22 protein-coding genes are annotated in these 19752 nt (G+C 51.8%); 11 read left to right on the top strand and 11 right to left on the bottom strand.

Annotated elements, in window-relative coordinates; translation table 11 throughout:
• The first annotated feature begins 118 nt into the window (after positions 1–118).
• From H581_RS32675 to H581_RS0101220, 4 genes are all read left to right on the top strand, one after another.
• The gene (locus tag H581_RS32675; protein WP_036717292.1) at positions 119–1219 is read left to right on the top strand and encodes a UDP-N-acetylmuramoyl-tripeptide--D-alanyl-D-alanine ligase; all 1101 of its coding nucleotides are present in this window, start codon (positions 119–121) and stop codon (positions 1217–1219) included.
• Between the two features lie 384 nt (positions 1220–1603).
• Entirely contained in the window at positions 1604–2002 is a 399-nt protein-coding gene (locus H581_RS0101230) for a DUF5360 family protein (RefSeq protein ID WP_028608415.1), read from the top strand.
• Positions 2003–2021: 19 nt separating this feature from the next.
• Positions 2022–2591, top strand: coding sequence for a TetR/AcrR family transcriptional regulator (locus H581_RS0101225; RefSeq protein ID WP_028608414.1), 570 nt, complete (start codon positions 2022–2024; stop codon positions 2589–2591).
• Between the two features lie 386 nt (positions 2592–2977).
• A complete protein-coding gene (locus H581_RS0101220) occupies positions 2978–5362 on the top strand; it encodes a polyprenyl synthetase family protein (RefSeq protein ID WP_028608413.1) in 2385 nt (794 codons plus the stop codon).
• Between the two features lie 76 nt (positions 5363–5438).
• Here H581_RS0101220 and H581_RS0101215 read toward each other — a convergent pair whose 3' ends face one another.
• Genes H581_RS0101215 through H581_RS0101205 form a run of 3 tightly spaced genes read right to left on the bottom strand, consistent with a single transcriptional unit; the run spans position 5439 to position 7867 of the window.
• Complete coding sequence (locus tag H581_RS0101215; RefSeq protein WP_028608412.1) at positions 5439–6305, bottom strand: arylamine N-acetyltransferase family protein; 867 nt, start codon at positions 6303–6305, stop codon at positions 5439–5441.
• 8 nt (positions 6306–6313) lie between these two features.
• Positions 6314–7258, bottom strand: a complete 945-nt coding sequence (locus tag H581_RS32670; RefSeq protein ID WP_051250370.1) for a DMT family transporter — start codon at positions 7256–7258, stop codon at positions 6314–6316.
• A gap of 36 nt (positions 7259–7294) precedes the next feature.
• The gene (locus H581_RS0101205; protein WP_245599851.1) at positions 7295–7867 is read right to left on the bottom strand and encodes a thioredoxin family protein; all 573 of its coding nucleotides are present in this window, start codon (positions 7865–7867) and stop codon (positions 7295–7297) included.
• 122 nt (positions 7868–7989) lie between these two features.
• Here H581_RS0101205 and pdxR point away from each other — a divergent pair, with 122 nt between their 5' ends.
• Positions 7990–9414 carry a MocR-like pyridoxine biosynthesis transcription factor PdxR gene (gene pdxR / locus H581_RS0101200; RefSeq protein ID WP_028608410.1) on the top strand — a complete coding sequence of 475 codons (1425 nt, stop codon included), beginning with the start codon at positions 7990–7992 and terminating at the stop codon, positions 9412–9414.
• Positions 9415–9468: 54 nt separating this feature from the next.
• On the opposite strand, the gene H581_RS0101195 is transcribed toward pdxR, so the two are convergent.
• The 6 genes from H581_RS0101195 to chrS form a co-directional block, all read right to left on the bottom strand.
• Positions 9469–10149, bottom strand: a complete 681-nt coding sequence (locus tag H581_RS0101195) for a hypothetical protein (protein ID WP_028608409.1) — start codon at positions 10147–10149, stop codon at positions 9469–9471.
• The gene (locus H581_RS0101190; protein ID WP_028608408.1) at positions 10149–11042 is read right to left on the bottom strand and encodes an ABC transporter ATP-binding protein; all 894 of its coding nucleotides are present in this window, start codon (positions 11040–11042) and stop codon (positions 10149–10151) included. The genes H581_RS0101195 and H581_RS0101190 overlap by 1 nt, the downstream gene beginning before the upstream one ends.
• Positions 11042–11410, bottom strand: coding sequence for a GntR family transcriptional regulator (locus tag H581_RS0101185; RefSeq protein ID WP_028608407.1), 369 nt, complete (start codon positions 11408–11410; stop codon positions 11042–11044). The genes H581_RS0101190 and H581_RS0101185 overlap by 1 nt, the downstream gene beginning before the upstream one ends.
• A 222-nt stretch (positions 11411–11632) precedes the next feature.
• Positions 11633–12184 carry a chromate efflux transporter ChrA gene (gene chrA, locus H581_RS0101180; RefSeq protein WP_028608406.1) on the bottom strand — a complete coding sequence of 184 codons (552 nt, stop codon included), beginning with the start codon at positions 12182–12184 and terminating at the stop codon, positions 11633–11635.
• Entirely contained in the window at positions 12171–12806 is a 636-nt protein-coding gene (gene chrB / locus H581_RS0101175; RefSeq protein WP_281169502.1) for a chromate efflux transporter ChrB, read from the bottom strand. Before chrB ends, chrA begins: the two co-directional genes overlap by 14 nt.
• A 3-nt stretch (positions 12807–12809) precedes the next feature.
• Positions 12810–13295, bottom strand: a complete 486-nt coding sequence (gene chrS / locus H581_RS0101170; RefSeq protein WP_028608404.1) for a chromate efflux transcriptional regulator ChrS — start codon at positions 13293–13295, stop codon at positions 12810–12812.
• A 222-nt stretch (positions 13296–13517) separates the two neighbouring features.
• Here chrS and ggt point away from each other — a divergent pair, with 222 nt between their 5' ends.
• Both ggt and H581_RS0101160 read left to right on the top strand, forming a co-directional pair.
• Positions 13518–15098 (top strand): gamma-glutamyltransferase, encoded by a 1581-nt coding sequence (gene ggt, locus H581_RS0101165; RefSeq protein WP_028608403.1) that lies wholly within the window; start codon positions 13518–13520, stop codon positions 15096–15098.
• Between the two features lie 63 nt (positions 15099–15161).
• Positions 15162–16337, top strand: coding sequence for an amidase (locus H581_RS0101160; RefSeq protein ID WP_028608402.1), 1176 nt, complete (start codon positions 15162–15164; stop codon positions 16335–16337).
• A 245-nt stretch (positions 16338–16582) separates the two neighbouring features.
• Here H581_RS0101160 and H581_RS36845 read toward each other — a convergent pair whose 3' ends face one another.
• Complete coding sequence (locus H581_RS36845; RefSeq protein WP_084134401.1) at positions 16583–16714, bottom strand: DUF4023 domain-containing protein; 132 nt, start codon at positions 16712–16714, stop codon at positions 16583–16585.
• A gap of 257 nt (positions 16715–16971) precedes the next feature.
• Between H581_RS36845 and H581_RS0101150 the strand changes: the two genes are divergently transcribed.
• The 4 genes from H581_RS0101150 to H581_RS0101135 all read left to right on the top strand — a co-directional run bounded on the left by H581_RS0101150 (position 16972) and on the right by H581_RS0101135 (position 19246).
• Complete coding sequence (locus H581_RS0101150; protein ID WP_028608401.1) at positions 16972–17631, top strand: hypothetical protein; 660 nt, start codon at positions 16972–16974, stop codon at positions 17629–17631.
• Between the two features lie 163 nt (positions 17632–17794).
• Positions 17795–18025 carry a cold-shock protein gene (locus H581_RS0101145; RefSeq protein WP_028608400.1) on the top strand — a complete coding sequence of 77 codons (231 nt, stop codon included), beginning with the start codon at positions 17795–17797 and terminating at the stop codon, positions 18023–18025.
• A gap of 190 nt (positions 18026–18215) precedes the next feature.
• A complete protein-coding gene (locus tag H581_RS0101140; protein ID WP_028608399.1) occupies positions 18216–18704 on the top strand; it encodes a GyrI-like domain-containing protein in 489 nt (162 codons plus the stop codon).
• A complete protein-coding gene (locus H581_RS0101135) occupies positions 18701–19246 on the top strand; it encodes a GNAT family N-acetyltransferase (RefSeq protein ID WP_245599850.1) in 546 nt (181 codons plus the stop codon). The genes H581_RS0101140 and H581_RS0101135 overlap by 4 nt, the downstream gene beginning before the upstream one ends.
• 73 nt (positions 19247–19319) lie before the next feature.
• On the opposite strand, the gene H581_RS0101130 is transcribed toward H581_RS0101135, so the two are convergent.
• Positions 19320–19649, bottom strand: coding sequence for an ArsR/SmtB family transcription factor (locus tag H581_RS0101130; protein ID WP_028608397.1), 330 nt, complete (start codon positions 19647–19649; stop codon positions 19320–19322).
• Positions 19650–19752 lie beyond the last annotated feature (103 nt).

Genomic DNA, 19752 nt, shown 5'->3' with positions numbered 1-19752 from the left:
TGGCAGTAAGTGGAATTGTCGTTGGAATAGGCAAGGACACTAATCTTTCTTTGTATGACCGGCATACAATAGCGTGCGGAACTTACAAGAGGAAGACAGGATATAAGGAGGCAGCGTTTTGGATCGAGCAGCCAGGATCATCATAGCGGTTACCGGTAGCGCAGGGAAGACGACGACCAAGGAAATGATTGCAGCTGTATTGAAAATGCGGTGGAACATCTTCAAATCCCCTCATAACAGCAATATGCCTAGCCATACAAGAAGACATGTCAGGCTGCTTCGCTCTTCGCATCGGGCGGCGGTTGTCGAATACGGGATGCGGTTTTATGGAAATATTAAGAGGCATTGTTTATATTTACGGCCCGGCATTGGGGTCATTACGAGTGTAGGAAGGGCTCACGCAGGCAACTTCGGCGGCCGCGTTCAAGGGGTAGCCAAAGCAAAGTCGGAGCTGATTCGTTTCATGAAACCGACCGGCGCGTTATTGGTGAACGCAGACGATCCGCATTCCGTATTGCTCCATACAAAAGGGTTTAAGGGAAGAATCATCAGGGTAGGCATACGTAATAAAGCGGATTATCGGGCTTTTGATGTAAACTATGCGCAAAGCGGCATGCGCTTTAAAGTAAGGCTGAACGGCGTTGTGCATTCTTTTTTCATTCCCGTATTCGGAAGACATAATGTTTGCAACGCTTTGTTTGCCATTGCGATATCTCACCGTCTGGGATTTACGCCAAAGCAAATGCAAGCCGGACTCCGTTCGTTTGCGAGACAAAGGAGCCGTTTGATGGTACATCGCTTAAGAAGAAATGTGAAGGTTATCGATGATTCCTTCAGCTCGAATCCCGAAGCGGCAAAGGTGGCTCTTGATGTATTATCGCATTTTGGATCGAGCGCCAAGATTGCCGTCCTCGGTTCCATGCTGGAATTAGGCAAGCACTCCACCAAGGGTCATCGGGAGGTTGGGAGGTATGCGGCCGGTAAAAATGTCAGCCGTTTGTATACGCTGGGACGAGAGGCGACTCAAATTGCGGCTGGGGCCAGGAAGGCCGGTTATCCCGCAGGCAGGATCATGACTTTCGTTAATAAGCATCAGCTTCAAAAGACGCTGCTTCGACGAATACAGCCGGGGGCTGCCATTCTGATTAAAGGGTCGCACCGCTTGAGGATGGACACGATGGTTTCGTATTTAAAACGAATTGCCGGAGCAACCCGGTAACGATAAGGGAAAAATCAAGAGAAAGGGCACCGTGTCAGGTGCTCTTTTTTGTGTTTGATAGGCAGTCGTACGAAAGGGGGTTCGGTTAGCCTCGGGGTTGCCTCTACCAAACATGAGAAACCCGACCGCGTGAGTCGGGTTTTTACATGGTCTGGAGGCGGATTTAAAGCTGCCATAAAGTCTGAAGTGGATAGGGGACAGGCCACGCGCAGGGAGTGGATGAGACATCTCTTCGTAAATGATCATGAACGAGCACGGCATTGAAATCTACCGCTCATATTCAATGATGTCTTGACTGAATCGAATTTCTACTGTAATCTGGAAACCCCGGAAAACAAAATGGTTTAATTGGTTTCCGTGATTCTCGGAAAAGGCGGTGGCTAGATGAGCGCATGGCTAAGGCTGTTAATGCTAGTAACCGATTTAGGTTTTATAGCATATTGGATGATTGTCGGGTTGGACCTGCTGCCTAAGGAATTTCTTTATAAGGATTATGATAACGAACTGCTGGTAGCTTGGAATTTGTCTTTCATCCCGTTGGATCTTGTAATCTCGTTGACAGGGCTACTGAGTATTTATTTCTATAAGCGAAAGTCCGGTTTATGGTCATCGCTTTGTATTATTTCGCTAAGCCTGACCTTCTGTTCGGGGCTGCAGGCGATCGCTTTCTGGGGATTGCGGCTTGACTTTGATCTGTTGTGGTGGGTGCCGAATTTGTTCCTTATGTTATACCCGCTGTTTTTTATTCCAAAATTGATGAGAGTTAGCGCAGCTGCACAGTAAATAGGAATGGACGTGTAGGATGAAAGAGAACATTGTACAAACAGCCCTTTCGGAGATTATGCAGCGCGGATTGAGATTTTCAATTCGGGATTTGGCAAGTCAACTCGGTATAAGTACCAAGACGGTTTATCAGTATTTTGAGTCAAAAGAGCAGATAATCGGCTATATCATCGAGCAATCCATAGCAGAAATGAAGCAAACAGAAACGGAGTTGTATAGCGACAACTCGCTTTCCATTCAACAAAAGCTGAGAAGTGCGTTAGTGCTATTGCCGCGCGGGTATGTGTTTATGGATGTGAGACTACTGCATGAACTCAAGCAGCGTTATCCGGAACAATGGAAAGCGGTCGATCATTATATCAATCATGGATGGGATACGATACGGCTATTGGTTAAGAAAGGGGTAGAAAGCGGGGATTATCGCCCTATTGACTTGGAGCTGCTCATTCAAATGTACATTGGGGCACTGCATCGATTGATGAATGGTCAGGTTAAAGCCGATAAAGGGCTATCACTAGAAAAAGCTTTGGTGAGCATGGTAGATATTTTATTAGTAGGCATCACTAATAGACAAGGTGACAAATATTGAGGGGAGAGCAAGTGTATCCCAGCATGGCGACAATCCTTAGTTTTGGCCTTCTGCTTGACTGAAAAAACACGAGGCGGCCCCTCTGCCATTGCGTGGCTTATGGGGAGAGCTTCTTTTTGTTTACGGCGACGTAATGAAATGGCATCCTATAGTCTAAGAGTCTAATTCCGTATAAAGTGCCGCGGATGCGAATACGATGATAGCAGCCATAGCCCCTTTATGCTGAATTCGTAACCTTGGAAATCTTTTTCCGTATTAAAAAATAGGAATTGGGTCCTACGAGGCTGCTGCGGAACTGCTCTGATCCGTTACAGCTTATGGAGAAACCTCATCCTCCATCAGGCATCCTGCTATAACAACAACCATAGAAGTTGAGGTATATACCTATGAATAAGGAGTTAATCGTTGATGCCGATACCTGTTATCGGCAGGCTGAACAGAAGGCCGCCAGCTACTTTGTTTCGCTTTGCGGGCAAGTCAAAGAAAAAACGTATGCGCATGCCCTGACTGAGGACATCGGGCTGTGGAAACGCAGTCATATTCACCGCCAATCCTGGTTATCCATTTTGTCGCGAGGAAAGCGGAAATCCAATTCCGGAGGTTATCATCGTTCGATTCAATGGCTGGAACGAACGGGCAAATTGGATGATTATCTGGATCGAAGCATTTCCTATATTTACATGAGGGATTTGGGCCAGGCCATGGATTCGCCCGATACCCAGGCCAGGATTCAGCGAGTGGCTGCCGATATGAAACAGCACCTGCTTCATTCCCCGGCAGCAGGCGAGGGTGAACTGCCCGCGTTTATCAGTCTGACGGAGCTGTACCGGTGGGCTCAGGAGGAAGGCGTCGAGACCGCCGTAATATGGGTGATCGAGAAGCTGAAGAACGTATCGGCGCATATTCCGGAGGGCATGAATGCGGAGCATGCCCAGCGCAAGCTGATTAAGATTATTTTAGGCGTGGTCCTGCATGCGATCGAAGAGACGGTCGGTGAACGCTCGTCTGAGGAACGCGTCCGCAGACTGGATGAAGCTATCAGGCTCGGTTATTCCTATGGTCTGACCTATCCGTTCATCGACGATCTTCTGGATGCGCAGGTCTTAACCGTTCAAGAGAAAGCGCAATATTCGAGTATGATCCGGTCCGCGCTGCTCACGGGAACGGTGCCGGATCTTGGCGAGTGGGCCGGAACGAATAAAACGATGATCCGGTATGTGCATGCGGAGCTGCGGGAAGCTTTTGAGTGTATTAAGCGCCATCAGCAGCCTGAGACACAGCGTCTGTTTTTCGAGCAGGCCTATGTTTTTTTTCACGCACAGGAAGTGGACCGTGCAAAGGATTTGTCCCATGCAGGCTACACGAACGAAGAACTGTATATCCCGATCATTTTAAAATCCGCATTCTCCCGATTGATCGCCCGATCTGTCATTCGCGCTCCCTTCGACGAGGGCTTTGAGAATCGGACCTTCTTTTATGGCATCTATAACCAGTTAGCCGATGATTTCGCGGATATGTTTGACGATCAGAGAGACGGCGCGGTAACACCTTATACCTATTATTTAACTTACCGCAGCCAGCGTTCGGATCTGATCAATCCTTTTGAATTATACTGGTCGGTCATTTGCCATTTGATTCATAACGTGTACCATTCCGATGCCAAAGCCCGCGAGGTGATTCTGAATCGCGCCATCAACGGCCTGAAGCGTTGCAAAGCGCGTATCGGCACTGAAAGATATAACAGCGTCATGGAAATATTTGCTTCCGGCAACCCGCCGTTTAACCGACTGATCCAGCAAATGGTTCAAAAAGCGGATGATGTGGATTTCTTCGATAAGCTGCTCCGGGATCAGCTGGTCACCATGCTGCAAAACAACCGGAAGCAAAAGGAAGAGTTTATCGATACCATCCGGACGGCCCGCGAGCAGATCAACAACGCCTTGCTGATCGCCAAGCCTGATGGGATGCCGCAGATGAAAGAGACGCTGATCGATGCGGCGAATTACAGTCTCTTAGGAGACGGGAAGCGTCTGCGTCCCATCGTGAGCTGGGTTATGGGCGTACAAGAATATGGTCTGCGCGCGCCGTCGATCGTGCCCTTATTAAGATCCCTGGAATATATGCATACCGCATCTCTGATATTCGATGATCTGCCGTCGCAGGATAATGCAACTACCCGCAGGGGGCGTTCAACGCTGCATCTTGTGCATAATAGCGCGACTGCGGAGCTGACCGGTCTGTTTCTGATACAGAAGGCGATTCAGGAGCAAGCGTCGCTGGATCAGTTCAGTGCCGGAACCGTGCTGGCCTTGATGCAATATTCCGCCCGGAAGGCGGAGGACATGTGTATGGGACAGGCGATGGATTTGAACTCCAAAGGAAAAACATTAACATTGGAGCAATTGAATACGATCTGTTTTTACAAAACCGGATTGGCGTTTGAAGCCGCTTTGGTTATGCCTGCCATTCTTGCGCAGGTGAGCGGGCAGGAGATCGCGATTTTGAAAACATTCGCTTACCATGCGGGGATCGCATTTCAGATCAAGGACGATTTGCTTGATTTGGAAGGAGATGAGCGCTTGCTTGGGAAAGCCGTGGGCCAGGACGCCCAGAACAATACGTCGACTTTCGTAACCGTCCTGGGACGGGAAGGCGCCAAGAAGGAGATGTGGGAGCACTACTGCCTTGCTATGGAAGCGTTGAAGGAGACGCCGCGCCATTCCGTATTTCTGGAGAACTTATTGAATTACATGATTAACCGCGACCGTTAATCACCATCGAGCCTTGGGCGTAACGGGCAAGTAGGCGGATACCGCTATCCACAACCTCACGGGGTTGTGGATTTTTTTATAAATCCGCCTTGGATCTCTTCCAATCTTCATGGGCTCCCCGTACTCTCTTCCATAGCTCGTCGCGCTCCAGCTTGCTGTAGTATGCGAGAGTCTCGCCAAAAACATCTCCCAGCACCTCAAGCCATTGCGATTTCTCAAGAAGTTCCGATTTAACAATACCTTGGGTGTCGCGCTTGCTCCAGACGCAGCCTCTAAGCTCATTACTGCCTGACGCGTGCCGGTTCCTTAGCAGGAACAGGTTCATCCAGGGCGATTCCGCTGAACGGCTGTAGAATTCATGCTTCGGCATAAACTCCTCAAGATCATTTACGACGGCAGAGTCAAAATCCACGCCGATAAACGATGCCAGCGGATCATGCTCCAAACGCCAGCCGTTTGAAGCGACAGTGGATTCCGTAACCTTATAAACAAACGGGTCCTGCTTATAGGTGCCGGGAATCAGCGGAAGCGGCTCAAAGGGCATATCGCCTAAGCCTGCATCGATAATCCATCGGTCTTCCGCATCGGGCTCATTCGCGAGATTGACCGTTAACCCAAGATGAAAGGAATTAATTCGAGGCTCGGCACCAAGCGGCTGGACTCCGGCCCGATGCAAAGCGACTTGATAGCCTAACGACCGAAGAAGCGCGCAGAACGCCCCGTTCAGGTGAAAGCAATACCCGCTTCTCCGGTTTAAAATAAGCTGTACCGACTCCTTAAAGCCGATATCGGCGGGCTTGCCCATATAAATGTCGACGGTTTGCCAGGAGAGCGTTCTGACGTGAGCTCGATGCAGCTCGAATAAATACGGCTTTGTAGGCGCCTCCATTTCCGCAATGCCGATGCGCTTCAAATAAGCTTTTATTTCCTCATTCGTCATCATTTATTTCTTCATCTCCGTTCTTCGGGAATAGGTTGGGCTCGGCTTATCGTCTCTCGGCTTCGTATCGGCCGCAATCGTTTTCCGGAATCCTTCCGTCCTGCCAGGAACACCCCGCTGAGAATGAAAGCCAGGCCGAGCAGCAGACGCCAATGGATATCCTCGTTCAGCAGCGTATATCCCCAAATCATGGCGCTTGCGGGCAGGAGATAGGTGACCATTGTCGCGAATTCAGGGCTTCCTTTCTGTACGATGTAATAAAAGAGAATGTACGCGATGCCCGATCCAAAGACGCCAAGGCCGGTGACGGCGGCTAGATTGGAGGGGGATGACAGGTGCGGCAAAGAAATCGGCTCCAAAGAGAATGCGGCCATGCCGCTGCCGAGCATTGCGCACAGCAGGGTGCCGAAGGTGATTTGATACATGGTGAGCCCCTTGAGCAGACGCTTGGACAACTGAGACCCTATCGCATAGCACAGGGAAGCGGCGATCATGCAGATAAAGCCCAGCAAATCAACGTTAATGATCGTACTGGAATTAACGCCAAGCAGGATGATCAGACCGGTGATGCCAATCCCCAAGCCGAGCCATTGCAGCCGGTTCGTGATCGCCTGGAAGAAGAACATGCCTACTACAACGGTCCACAAAGGAGTTGTTGCGTTCAGTACGGAAGCCATGCCGCTTGTTAATCTCGTTTCACTGAAGCCGATGATTGCCCATGGAATGGCCGTATTGACCAGGGCCATGACGGTCATCGGCAGCCAAGGGATGGTTCGGATTGCAAACGGCTTCCGGAATAGGAGCATAATCGCCACGATGGTCGCAAGCCCGAAGGAAGACCGAAGAAAGGCGATCGTCCATGGCCCAAAATCTTGAAGCAGGATTTTGATAAAGTAAAACGAGCTGCCCCAGATGAGGCTGAGCAGAAATAATACCAAGAAGAGCGAACGAGACATTATAAATCCTTCTTTCACAAGCTGGCTTAAATCTTTCTAGAATTGATTGAACAGCTCCCGAAGCTCTTGGACAATAACGGCCTGATAATGAGTGCCGGCGTTATAAAGTTTGGCGATTTCCTTCCGTACATGGGATACGTTCTCCTGGTAGTCCGGGGCTGACCGGTCAGGATGACGCCTGCGAAATTCATCCATCACCGTCTGGATGTATCGAGGCCGAGCTCCCCACTTTCCTATTACATCCCCATTGGAATCCGCAAAAACAGCGATCGGTTGAGCGCGTCCGCCATCCGTCAAGAATAGATCCATCGTGTCCAAATGCTGTTCCATCGGCAGAACCTCGGTCCGGATCCTGCCGTGGTCCATGACCCTGAATAGAACAGGCACATTCCATATGACATCCGGGCACCAGTCCGTACAAATAATCAGGCAGCTTACATCCTTTCTGTTACCGATGGCATCGAAATAGGCCCCTTCCTCTTTTCCTTCCCATGTAAAAAGGTTATACCAGTTCATGAATTCAGCTTGATTTTGAGTCATGTCTTCCGTGAACGACTGAGGCGGGATACCCATTCCCATTTTGTGCTTTACATTCAATTGACCTATCACTCGAACACATCCTTAATTTCTTAGTGAACCATTGATGGAACGCTATAACCATCCTATAATAAAACTGACCCTTATCAAATGGTCAGTTTGTTAATAAAATTAAAGACAGGCGAGTGATATTGATGTTCGATCTGCTATTATCCGATCCAACCGATCATCCGCTGTATTTGCAGCTATATAGGCAGATCCGTCAGCATATCCGCAACGGGGTCATTGCCGGCGATACGCGCCTGCCTTCCGTCAGATCGCTGCAGCAGCATTTGAACATAAGCAAAACGCCGATCGAAACGGCTTATCAAATGCTTACCGCCGAAGGATATGTAACCAGCAAGCCGCGTTCGGGTTTCTTTGCGGTAAATCCGAATGTCGGCAAGCTATCTAACCGGATTTACCATCACGCAGGGCCGCTTGACGGGCTGCAGCGGCCCTCCCGGACCCACGCATCGCCGAAATACCGCTTTGACTTTCAAACGACTGCCGTGGATAAGGATGCCTTTCCGATTCGCCTCTGGAAGAAGATGATTAACGAGGCGCTGGATTCGGCGCAGGACCGTATGTGCCGGTACGGTGACCCGCAGGGGGAAATAGAGCTCCGCACGATGCTGTCCGATTATTTAAGAAACGCGAGAGGCGTCGTATGCTCCCCTGAGCAAGTCATAATCGGTTCAGGCATATCGTACAGTATAGGGCTTCTTACCAAGCTTCTTGCAGGCAGCGGCCATGTGGCGATGGAAGAGCCCGGCTTCGCGCCGGTGCGGGAGTATTTTGCGCTGGACGGGTTCCATGTGATTCCGATTCCCGTTCGTGACCGCGGTTTTTCTCTCGAAGACTTGTCCGCGAGCGAAGCGGGGGTCGTCTATGTCACGCCTTCTCATCAATTTCCTACCGGCAGCGTTATGTCCTATGCCGAGCGCGAGTGTTTGCTTGAATGGGCGAATGAGAGAAGGAGCTTTATCATCGAGGATGACTACGATGGGGAATTCCGGTATTTCGGCAAACCGATTCCTTCCCTGCAAAGTCTGGACGAGCAAGGGAGAGTCATCTATATCGGCACGTTCTCGAAAGCCTTCACTCCCGCTCTGCGAATGAATTATATGGTGCTGCCCCGGGAGCTGCTGGCGAAGCTTGGGACGATGCGGCATTTGCTGCTAAGCCCTTCGCGAATCGAGCAGTGGGCGATGCAAGCTTTTATCGGGCAAGGGCACTGGTACCGTCATATCCGGAGAATGCGCAACACGTACCGCAAAAAACATCATCGGCTTATAGAGCTGCTTCACGTCCATTTTCAAGGCCGTATCGAGATAACGGGACATAGCGCCGGATTGCATATTCAGGTGATTGTAAAAACGAAAATGAGCGCTGAACAATTGCTGGCGTTAGCCGAGGCGGAAGGCGTTCGGGTGTATGATTTGAAGCAAATGTGGATGAGCCCGAATGACAATGGGGATACGAGAATCTATCTGGGATTTGGAGGGATTGGAGAGGCCGAAATGGAAACCGCTGTCCTGCTGCTGAGGAAGGCGTGGGCGGGTATTTTCGCGGAATAACCTAGATGTAGCGGCAGCCCGTGTCATTTAAGGCTGCCGCGACATGTAAGCGGATTATATGGTCGCTCTGCGCAGCAGCAGGTAAGACGCCGCCGCGAATATGACGATGAAAGGGAGCATCCACAGGGCATAATCCATAGCGGATTGTTTAACGATCCAATCAAAGATCGCAGGATACCAATTCAGATAGTCGGCCAGGAACCCCAATAGGGTGAACGCCGCCAGCAAAATGCCGGAAATGAGAAACATGCCGTTTTTTCCCGTGCGCTTGTGCACGACGCCAATCAATATACCCGAATAATGCATAAACAAGAAGATGATAAGATACACCGTGAATTGATTAACGAGCGGGCCTTCGCTAAGATACGGCAATTGGAAGAAAACCAGACCGCTTCCCCAATCATTCGTCCATCCTTCCGTAAGACCGATAAGCAGAAGCAGAAGAGAGGATCCGGCGCTGGTCAACAAGACCATAGAAGAGGTTCCCAGAAAGTAATCCGTCCGGCTTACGCTCATGCCAAGCGCGAACGGGAACGTCTGAGCCAGCGTAATGATTCCGGCTACAAACATATAAATGAAGATGGAAGAAAGACCGCCGGTAATGAGAGGTTCATCCACGAAATAACTGATAATAAAATTGATTACGAAGCTGGAGAGCATAACCAGCCAAGGGACGATAAACCATGACCATTTATCCCGGCTGTGCATCTTTACAACACTTGAGACTCGGTTCATTAGACCTCAACCGCCTTTCTTTGCGCTTTGCCATTCGTCAAATAAATAACTAACTGCTGCAGAGATACGGGAGCCAGTTCCAGACCCAGCGCTTCTGCTTGTTTGCGTTCCGCCGCATTCCAATTTCCCATGACGGTTGCGGTTACGAAGCTGCCGAACGGCTCGCGATGGATAACCTCTTTGCCTGCCGTGAAGGATTCAACCGATGCTTTAGGACCCGCCAGAGTAAACGCCCGGCCGCGCAGCGCCTCTGCCTCTTCATCTATGAGCAGGGTTCCGCTGTCAATGATGAGCACGTGCTCCAGAATGCTGCTTACCTCATCAATGAGATGCGTGGATAAAATAACCGTCCGCGGGTGCTGCGAATAATCCTCGATCAGCCGATCGTAGAACAAGCTGCGGGCTACCGCATCCAGGCCCAGATAAGGCTCGTCGAATATCGTAAGCGGCGCCCGGCTCGCAAGTCCGATAATAATGCCGACGGAGGAGAGCATCCCCCTGGAAAGCTTCTTCATTCTCCGTTTCAACGGAAGCCGGAAATCCCCGGCAAGCGAGAGCGCATATTCGTGATCCCAGTTAGGGAAGAAAGAGGCGGAAGTATTCAGCACGTCGATAATGCGGTAAACGTCGGGATATTTCTGGCTTTCCTTAATAAAGCAAATCTGGTTGAGCACGCGGTTATTCTCGTAAGGCGTGTCCCCGAATACCTTCAGCTCCCCGCCGGTAGCGAATAATTGCGCGGTGATCATGTGCATGATCGTTGTTTTTCCGGCACCGTTTCTGCCCAGCAAACCGTAAATTTTATTCTCGTCAATGGAGAAACTGACGTTATCGACTGCTTTTACGGCTCCATAAGACTTGGTCAACCTGTTCAACTCCACGATTTTCCCCATTATTCATTATCCCCTCTCCGGATCATTTCCGTTAATTGTTCTACCGAAATGCCTAGTTTTTTCGCTTCCCGGACCATCGATACCACATACTCTTCGAAAAATTGTTCCTTCCGCTTCTCCATCACCTTCGCGCGAGCCCCCTCTGCCACAAACATGCCAATCCCCCGCTTCTTATACAAAATCCCTTCGTCCACAAGCATATTCACGCCCTTTGCCGCAGTAGCCGGATTTATCTTGTAGAAAGCGGCGAACTGGTTCGTCGAAAGAACCTGCGATTCCTCGGGTAACAACCCTTCAATAATGTCGTCTTCGATTCGTTCCGCAATCTGGATAAAGATCGGCCGGCTGTCATCCATCAAAAAAGCCATTTCATCGATCACCACCAATCTGGTTAACTACTCATGTAACTAACTATATAACCAAAGAACTCAGAATGTCAACAATCGATTGAAAAAATAGGCGAATGCGTCAATTGGATGGAAGGACACCTACGCCAACAAGGTTGTCCAAGGAGAGGGGAACCGAAACGCGAAAAAGGAGCAGCCGCGGCAGCTGCTCCTTCTCCATATAAGAGAGGATGACGATCTTAACTACATATTCAAATGAGGAATCACAAGGCCGCCGTAAGCAAAGGCGGCGACAATGACGAGGGCCGGGTGCATCTTGCGGAACTGCATCGCCCAGAAGGCGACGGCCGCGATGATAAGCGACTGCAGAATGCCGATCGAGGCAATCGAGCTTTCGGCCATCTGCCAGGTTAGAAGCAGCATCATGACGGCGATCACGGGCTGAACGAGCAGCGTCATCCCTTTAACGACCGGGGACTTGCGATGACGCTGCAGCACCTTAAGCAGCAGGATCAGCGCAATGGCCGACGGCACGATCGTTGCCGCCAGGGCAAGCAGGGAGCCGGCCCAGCCGCCGACATCGTAGCCGACAAAGGCGGCGATCTTCGTCGCGATCGGGCCGGGAAGCGCGTTGCCCAGCGCCAGGATGTTCGAGAAGTCGGCGGGTGTCGTCCATTCGCGGTTCGTCACGATTTCACGGTACATGAGCGGGATAGAAGCGGGACCTCCGCCGTACCCCAGCGCATTCGCGATAAAAAAGCCGATGATCAGGTGGAGCCAATCAGTCCATTCCACGCGTCACGCCCTCCTTCTGCTGCACCTGCCGCTGTTGTTTCCGTTGCTTTCTCAGCTGCAGAGCGGCGACCGTCCGCAAATGAAACGCGCCATACCCGAGAAATAAAAGAATCACGATTGCCGGATGAATCGAAATGCCCTGCAGCAAGCCGAAAGCCAAGGCGAAGAAGCCGATGCCGACGTAGATGCCGAGCCCCTTAACCGCCCGCTCGCCGAATTCGTAGGCCATCATGCCGAGCATTACCGCAATGACGGGCGTCACGGCGCCGATCATCCCTTGGATGAAGGCGGCGCTGCTCAAATACTGGACGAATGACAGCAGCAGAATCATGGCCAGGCCGGAAGGGAGAATATGCGCAAGAACCGATACGACCGCTCCGGATGCGCCTTTCTCGCGATAGCCGATATAAGCGGCCATCTTCGTGGCGATCGGCCCGGGCAGCGCATTGGCTAACGCCAGTATCTCCCCGAATTCGTCATCCTCCATCCATTTGTACTGGGTCACCGCCTCGTAACGGATAAGCGGGATCACGGAAGGTCCTCCTCCGTAACCGATAACGCCGGTCTTCATCATTGCCCATGACAGCTGCATGTAAATATTCCGTGCGCGGTTGTCCTTCATAGGCTACAGCCTCATTCCCATTCGGCTCTTATAGCGGTTAATAAGCACCTGACAGTCGACGCCCATAATGCCGGGCAGCGTGTACAGCTTTTCCTTCATAAAATGCTCCATCTCCTGGTTGTTGCGGAACAGGCCGTGCATATGCAGCTTGCTTGGTCCGGTCATATGATAGAGACTGGTGACGAAGGGCTCCGTCGACAGCCGGTCGGCAACGGCATGGAGATGCTTAGGCTCCACCTCGACGTTAAAAAAGGCGGAAACATGAATGCCGATCTTCTCCGGGTTAATGACGGCGGTGAACCGCTCGATCACGCCCGCATCCATTAAGGCATTAATCCGGGATTGCACGGCGACGCGGGATAATCCGATTTCTTTTGCCAAGTCCGTGTAAGATATTCTGCCATTTAAATTAAGCTCGGCGATGATTTTACGGTCAATCTCGTCAACATGGATGGCTGCGGCGGTCTCATCTTGCGTTTTTTGCTGCATGTTCGAATCAACTCCAATCCTAAGGGTATATTTCAAGGTGTCTTGGAATAACAAGTTTTAATTACCATATGAATAAATATATATACAATACCATACGTTTTCAATACAAAATAAGAGATATGATTACTTTTTTGTTGCCTATCCGTTGGGATGATGTTATTTTGAATCTATACTTAATGTGAGGAAATCTATCATAAACACTTGAAAAATGGAGTGATAGCGATGAATCAGTCCGTAATCGGCTCGAAGGCGATGGTTGTCAGTCCGCATGATTTAGCCACGGAGGCCGGGGCCCGCATATTGGAGCAGGGCGGCAACGCCTTTGACGCGGCGGTAGCGGTCAGCGCATGCCTGGCCGTCGTTTATCCGCATATGACGAGTCTGGGCGGCGACTCCTTCTGGCTCAGCTACCATCATGCCGAGGGCAAGGTTCGCGGTTATAACGCCAGCGGCCGCTCCGGCTATAAAGCTAATATCGGCGCGTATGCCGGATTGACGGCCATTCCGAATCGGGGAGTAGGCAGTATCGTGACGGTGCCCGGCATGGTTGACGGCTGGGACGCGGTTCACCGGGAATACGGCAGGCTGCCGTGGGGACGGGTGCTGGAGCCGGCGATCGGTTACGCGGAGAACGGCTTCCCCATGTCGAAGGATCATTACGCCAATACAGTGCATAATGAAGCCGTGCTGGCCCGTACGCTGGAAACGGCGGATATTTATTTGCCCGGCGGACATGCGGTGAAGACGGGAGAGCGGTTCAAGCAGCAGGCGCTTGCGCAGACGCTGCGGCGGCTGGCTCAATACGGGCGCGACGAGTTTTATAAGGGGGAGACGGCTAAGGAAATAACCGATTTTCTTGGGTTGCGCGACGGGCTGCTGACGGCGGATGATTTTGCCGATCACCGCGGCGATTGGGTCGAGCCGGCCGAAGGCTCCTATAGAGGTTACACGCTTTATCAAATGCCGCCGAATTCGCAAGGCTTTGCCGGAATTATGGCGCTTCACATCTTAGAGCCGTTTCATTTGAAAAATGTGGCGCATGGCTCGCATGATTATTACCAATTATGCGTAGAAGCGCTGAAGCTGAGCTTCCGCGACCGCAACCGGTACCTGACGGATCCGGCATTTTCGAGCGTGCCGCTGAAGCGGCTGCTGGATAAAAGGTACGCCGCTAAGCTTGCGGCTTCCATCGAGCTTAACCGGGCGTCTTCAATGGAATCGGAGCCGCTTGGCAGCGATACGGCGTATGCAGCCGTTGTCGATGAGGAAGGCAATTCGGTGTCCTTTATTCAAAGCTTATATTTTGAATTCGGCTCCGGCGTTGTCGCCGGCGGCACCGGGGTGCTGCTGCAGAACCGCGGCTCCTTCTTCTCGCTTGATCCGAAGCATGTCAACTGCCTGCAGCCGGCGAAGCGGACCTTCCATACGCTTATGCCGGCTATGGCTTGCCGGGAAGGCAAGCCGGCCGTGCTGTACGGCACGCAGGGAGGCGAGGGACAGCCGCAGACGCAAACGGCGATTTTCACCCGGATGGTCGACTATGGCATGGACCCGCAGCAGGCGATTAATGAACCGAGATGGGTATGGGGGCGGACCTGGGGCGAGCCGACGCAGGAGCTGAAGCTGGAGGGACGCGTGCCGGATGAGGTGGCGACCTCGTTGGCGAAGGCGGGCCATCTGGTCCGGAAGGTGAAGGATTTCGACGGCGTTATGGGGCATGCCCACGCCATATTGAGGGATGAGAGGGGCTTTCTGCAGGGCGGCTCGGACCCGCGCTGTGACGGCAAGGCGATTGGCTTGTAGCCGGATGGCACGGAGGCAGGGAAGACGGAGAAGATGGAGAAGACCGAGGAGGAACGGACCGGCATGGAAAATAATTGGCATGCTTATATAGAGGAGCAGCTGACAGTAGAACCGACAGGCAGCGGCAGGCTGAGCGGCAAGACGTTTGCGGTAAAAGACGTGTTCGCGATTGCCGGTCATACATCGGGAGCGGGAAACCCGGATTGGCTCCGCACGCATGAGCCGTCCCTGCGGCATGCGGCCGTTATTGAACGTCTGCTCCGCAGCGGGGCGCGGCTGGAAGGGGCAACAATTACGGATGAGCTGATGTACAGCATTAACGGGGAGAATGCGCATTATGGAACGCCGGTGAATCCGAAGGCGCCGGGAAGGATCCCCGGCGGTTCATCGAGCGGCTCTGCGGTCGCCGTATCGGCGGGACTCGCGGACTTCGCAATCGGGACCGATACGGGAGGTTCGGTTCGTGTGCCGTCGGCTTATTGCGGCATTTACGGCATACGCCCGACCCATCGGGCTGTCGATCCGGCGGGACTTATTCCGCTGGCGCCAAGCTACGATACGGTCGGCTGGATGGCAAGGGACGCGCAGACGCTGCTTGAGGTTGGCCGGGTATTGATGGGCGATGGGGCATCCGGCAAGGCTCCATTTTCCAGGATGGTGATCGGGTTGGATATGTGGGCTTCGCTGGACGATTATTCGAAGGCGGCTTTAGAGGCGTATCTTCCCGCGCTGCGGCAATTATTCGAGCAAGACGAAGAGGTTGTGCTCGCTCCGGAAGGGCTGCGGGCGTGGATGAACGCTTTTCGGCTGACGCAGGGGCTTGAGATCTGGAGAGAACACGGGGACTGGATAACGCGGGAGAAGCCTGCCTTCGGACCGGGCATCGCGGAGCGGTTCGCCTGGGCGGGCACGCTGAAGCGGGAGGAGATGGAGGAGGCGTTCGCGAAGCGGGACGACGTAAGGGCTAGAATGGAAACGCTGCTGGACTACGATACCGTGCTCGTCGTGCCGACGGTGCCGGGCATTGCGCCGCTGCTGGACTTGTCGGGGGAGGATGTGGAGCTCCGCCGCGCGCAGACCCTGGAAATGAGCTGCGTCGCCGGACTGGCGGGACTTCCGCAAATCACCGTTCCGGTAACGGGGGAGTACGGCTGCCCGATAGGGCTGTCGTTTATTGCCGCCAGGGGACAGGATCTAAAGTTGTTAAAATGGGTGGCGGACGTTGCAGAAATCCTATAATCTGCTTCCCGCTGCTGAGCGCATTCGGCTGATCTCGGCTGGCTCGGATCTATCCAAGGCCGACGCTTAAAACCTGGTATTATGTCAAGAACGGACCGGTCGAGTACGATAAGGAGCAAGTTATCCTGACGATCGTTGCCGATTCCAAAATTGAATATTACCCGCATCTGTATTCCACATAAGCGGTGCTATAAAATAATCCCCGGAAGCTTCGTGCTCCCGGGGGCTACCTGTACCGCCAAGGCCTACTTATTGGTGCTGTGCTGTTTATTCTGCAGCTGATTTGCGGGCAATCCTTCGCCTCTCCGTCTTTTGTTTCGTTCCGCTTTGCGCTGCGTGTCGTGGACCTTATCGACAAACTCCCGGGTGCTCTCCAATGCTCTCTGCCTCCTCATCAACGAATTAATGTGCAGCTTCGTTATCTAGCTTGTCCAACATTTAAGAAAACAGGCGTCCCCATGATGAATTTGTGAAAAAGAGGTCGGTCTAACGCGTCCTACACGATCTGGAATGTTGCAGGATGATGAGCACGCCCGTATGGCTCGAATCATGGTAAGATTATCTTATGAGCCGCTATGATCATATAAAGCGGTATAGGAATGCAAAACGAGCAATCGGGCGGAGCGTGAGCGTTATGTTTAGAGTTATCGCGAGAGGTCAGCTGAGAGAGGGCATAGAGGCGGATGGGGCGGAAGCCGCCAAGAGGGGGCAGACTGTGCTGCAGCTAATCCGGCAAGGAGAGCTGATGACGGCCGGCTGCTTCAAGTGGCAGCGCAATGTGTTCATATACTGCGAGTGCGTTCATCGTCCGCTCGCGCCGGAAGAGCTGCTGCCGGAGATGGAGCCGTATTTGGAGGATTGGCCGGGGCAGCCGGCTAAGCGGAAATGGATTCCGATGACCGATGTGTTTCATTTTAATGAGCCGGCAAGTTATGAGCACTGGTTGCGCAAGGACGCGGTTGAACGGCGGGTAGGGCGGGTTGCGCACTTGAAGCCGGAGATGGCGGCCAGCTACATCTATTACCATTATCAGCTTCAGGAGGAGCAGGCGTTCCATGGACCGAAATACGAGATCATTGCGATGCACGAGAATTTGCTGTTCGGTTATCAGGAATTTCCGGACACCGTCGAGAAACCGGTAATTTCAGGTAAATTACATACGTCCGGCACGCCGGCCGATTGGAGCGAATCCCGCATGGATCTTCATTTTCAGCCGTGGGAGGACGGGCATCTGTTTTTTAAACCGGTTGAGCAGTTATTCGCTTACTATTGCGAAGAGGTCGAAACGGATTAATTCGCGGTCCGAAAATTTGCTTTTTTAGGATGAAATATGGTATTCTATAGTCAATGCAAAACTGAAGCAACACGTCACATATTACTGCTGACCATAAATGATGACTGCCCCTTACCGACAAGTTTGAGGCAGTTTTTCCTTTTTCAAGCGAAGGAGGCTGACCATGTACAATCGAAAAAAACCGCTAGAAGAAATTCCGGAAGAGAACACGAAGGTTTGGACATGCGAGACGGAGGGCTGCAACAGCTGGATGAGGGATAATTTTGCATTTGATCACGTTCCGACCTGCCTGGTATGCAATGCTCCGATGGTCAGCGGCGAGAAGATGCTTCCTGCTCTCGTTAATACGACGAACGACATGAAGTCGTTGAAGAAGGGCACACCGATTATGTAATTCTTTCTTCATCAATAGGAAAAAAGCCGGGATTCACGCTTCAGGCACAAGCCTGACGTTTGAATTCCGGCTTTTTTTGCTGCGATCGGCCAAATATTTTGAAAAGCAAAGAAGGGAACCCGGGAGAATCGCGAATACATAGCATAGGGATACTGTACCGCAATCTAATATTCAGTCGGGAGTGAACGGGATGAAGGTTGAGATTATTCAAACGGAAAGCATCACCGCCTATGTCGGCGTAAGAACAAGCGGGCACATGATTGAGCTGGGTAAAAGCGTCACTGGCGCATTTGACGAGTTAGTCAGCAGGCGGCACGAGATTCGGCACCTGAAGAACGCGAACGTGACTTACGGAATTACGCCGCCAAATTACAAAGGGAACCCGGGACCCGTCGATTTCTATTGCTGCTATGAGGTGAATCCTCTGGCCAATGTCCCGCACGGCATGGTTCATATTCATTTGCTGCCGCGGCTGTATTCAGTGACATCCTATCGCGGTCCGGCCAGCAAGACGGCATCCGCCTATGACTTTACGTCACGCTGGCTGCTTGAGAACGGTTATGCCTATGATGACGCCGCCTACTATTTCGAGAGGTATGATGACAGAACAAGAAGAGAAACGGACGATGACCGGAATGAAGTCACCATTTATTGTCCCGTGAAGAGGCAGGGGGAATGATGCCGCGGATCCGGCTTGCCCATAAAAGCGATATACAAGGAATCGCCCGGGTACATATCGACAGTTGGGTTTCGACGTATAGGGGAATCATCTCCGATCATTACTTGTCTCAACTAAATATGGAAAAGCGAGAGAAAAGCTGGATTTGGCAATTCGATCATCCACATCCGGACGAAGTCGTTTTTGTAGCCGAGAATGAGAAAGGGGAAATCATAGGCTTCGCGAATGGCGGAAGAAACCGTTCGGATGATGAACGCTTTGATGGCGAGCTCTATGCGATTTATGTTTTAGAGGAATACCAGGGACAGGGTGTCGGATCGGAGCTTGTCCGGGCGGTACTTTCCCATTTGAGGACGAAACGCTATAAGTCTTTCATGGTTTGGGTATTGGAAAAGAATGCGGCAATCGGATTTTATAAACGGATCGGCGGCCGCATTTTTAGCCGAAAGGATATACAGATAGGAGAAGAAACGCTTGTTGAAGCGGCTTTGGGATGGGATCGGATGGATGATGTTACCTTCGTGAGAGGAGTAAAAACTTGAAGGGGCTGTCCCAAAGTCTAACCGACTAGGGGGTGGCCCCTTGCTTCATATTATGAGGGAGAGAAAGCGGGTATCAGTCCTTCGGCAGATTCTCCCCGGACGATTCATAGGAATCGAGAACGGACTGCAGGAGACCCGGGAACCGCGCTTCCAAATCCTCCTTGCGGATGGTGAGAAAACGCTGTGTGCCTTGCGTGCGCACGTGGATAACGCCGGCTTCCCTCAAGGTGCGGACATGATGCGTGACGGTCGACTTCACGATCGGCAGGTCGATATCGCCGCATGTTCGTTCTCCCGATTTGTTCAGCTCATATAAGATATATAATCGGACAGGATCGCTTATGGCGTAGAGAACGGATGAGAGACGGATGTCCTCCCGGTCTGGATGATGCAAAATTTTCATGGATGCTTCTCCTTTCGCGTCGCGAAAAACTACAATTGCATTTTACCACAAAGGGTGATATATTTCTATTGTTCGATGACAATGAAACAATAAACAACAAAGA

It is taken from the genome of Paenibacillus harenae DSM 16969, assembly GCF_000422465.1.
Classification (GTDB): domain Bacteria; phylum Bacillota; class Bacilli; order Paenibacillales; family Paenibacillaceae; genus Pristimantibacillus; species Pristimantibacillus harenae.
The sequence above is the reverse complement of the archived record's forward strand: the minus strand, read 5'-3'. Positions and strand labels throughout refer to the sequence as shown.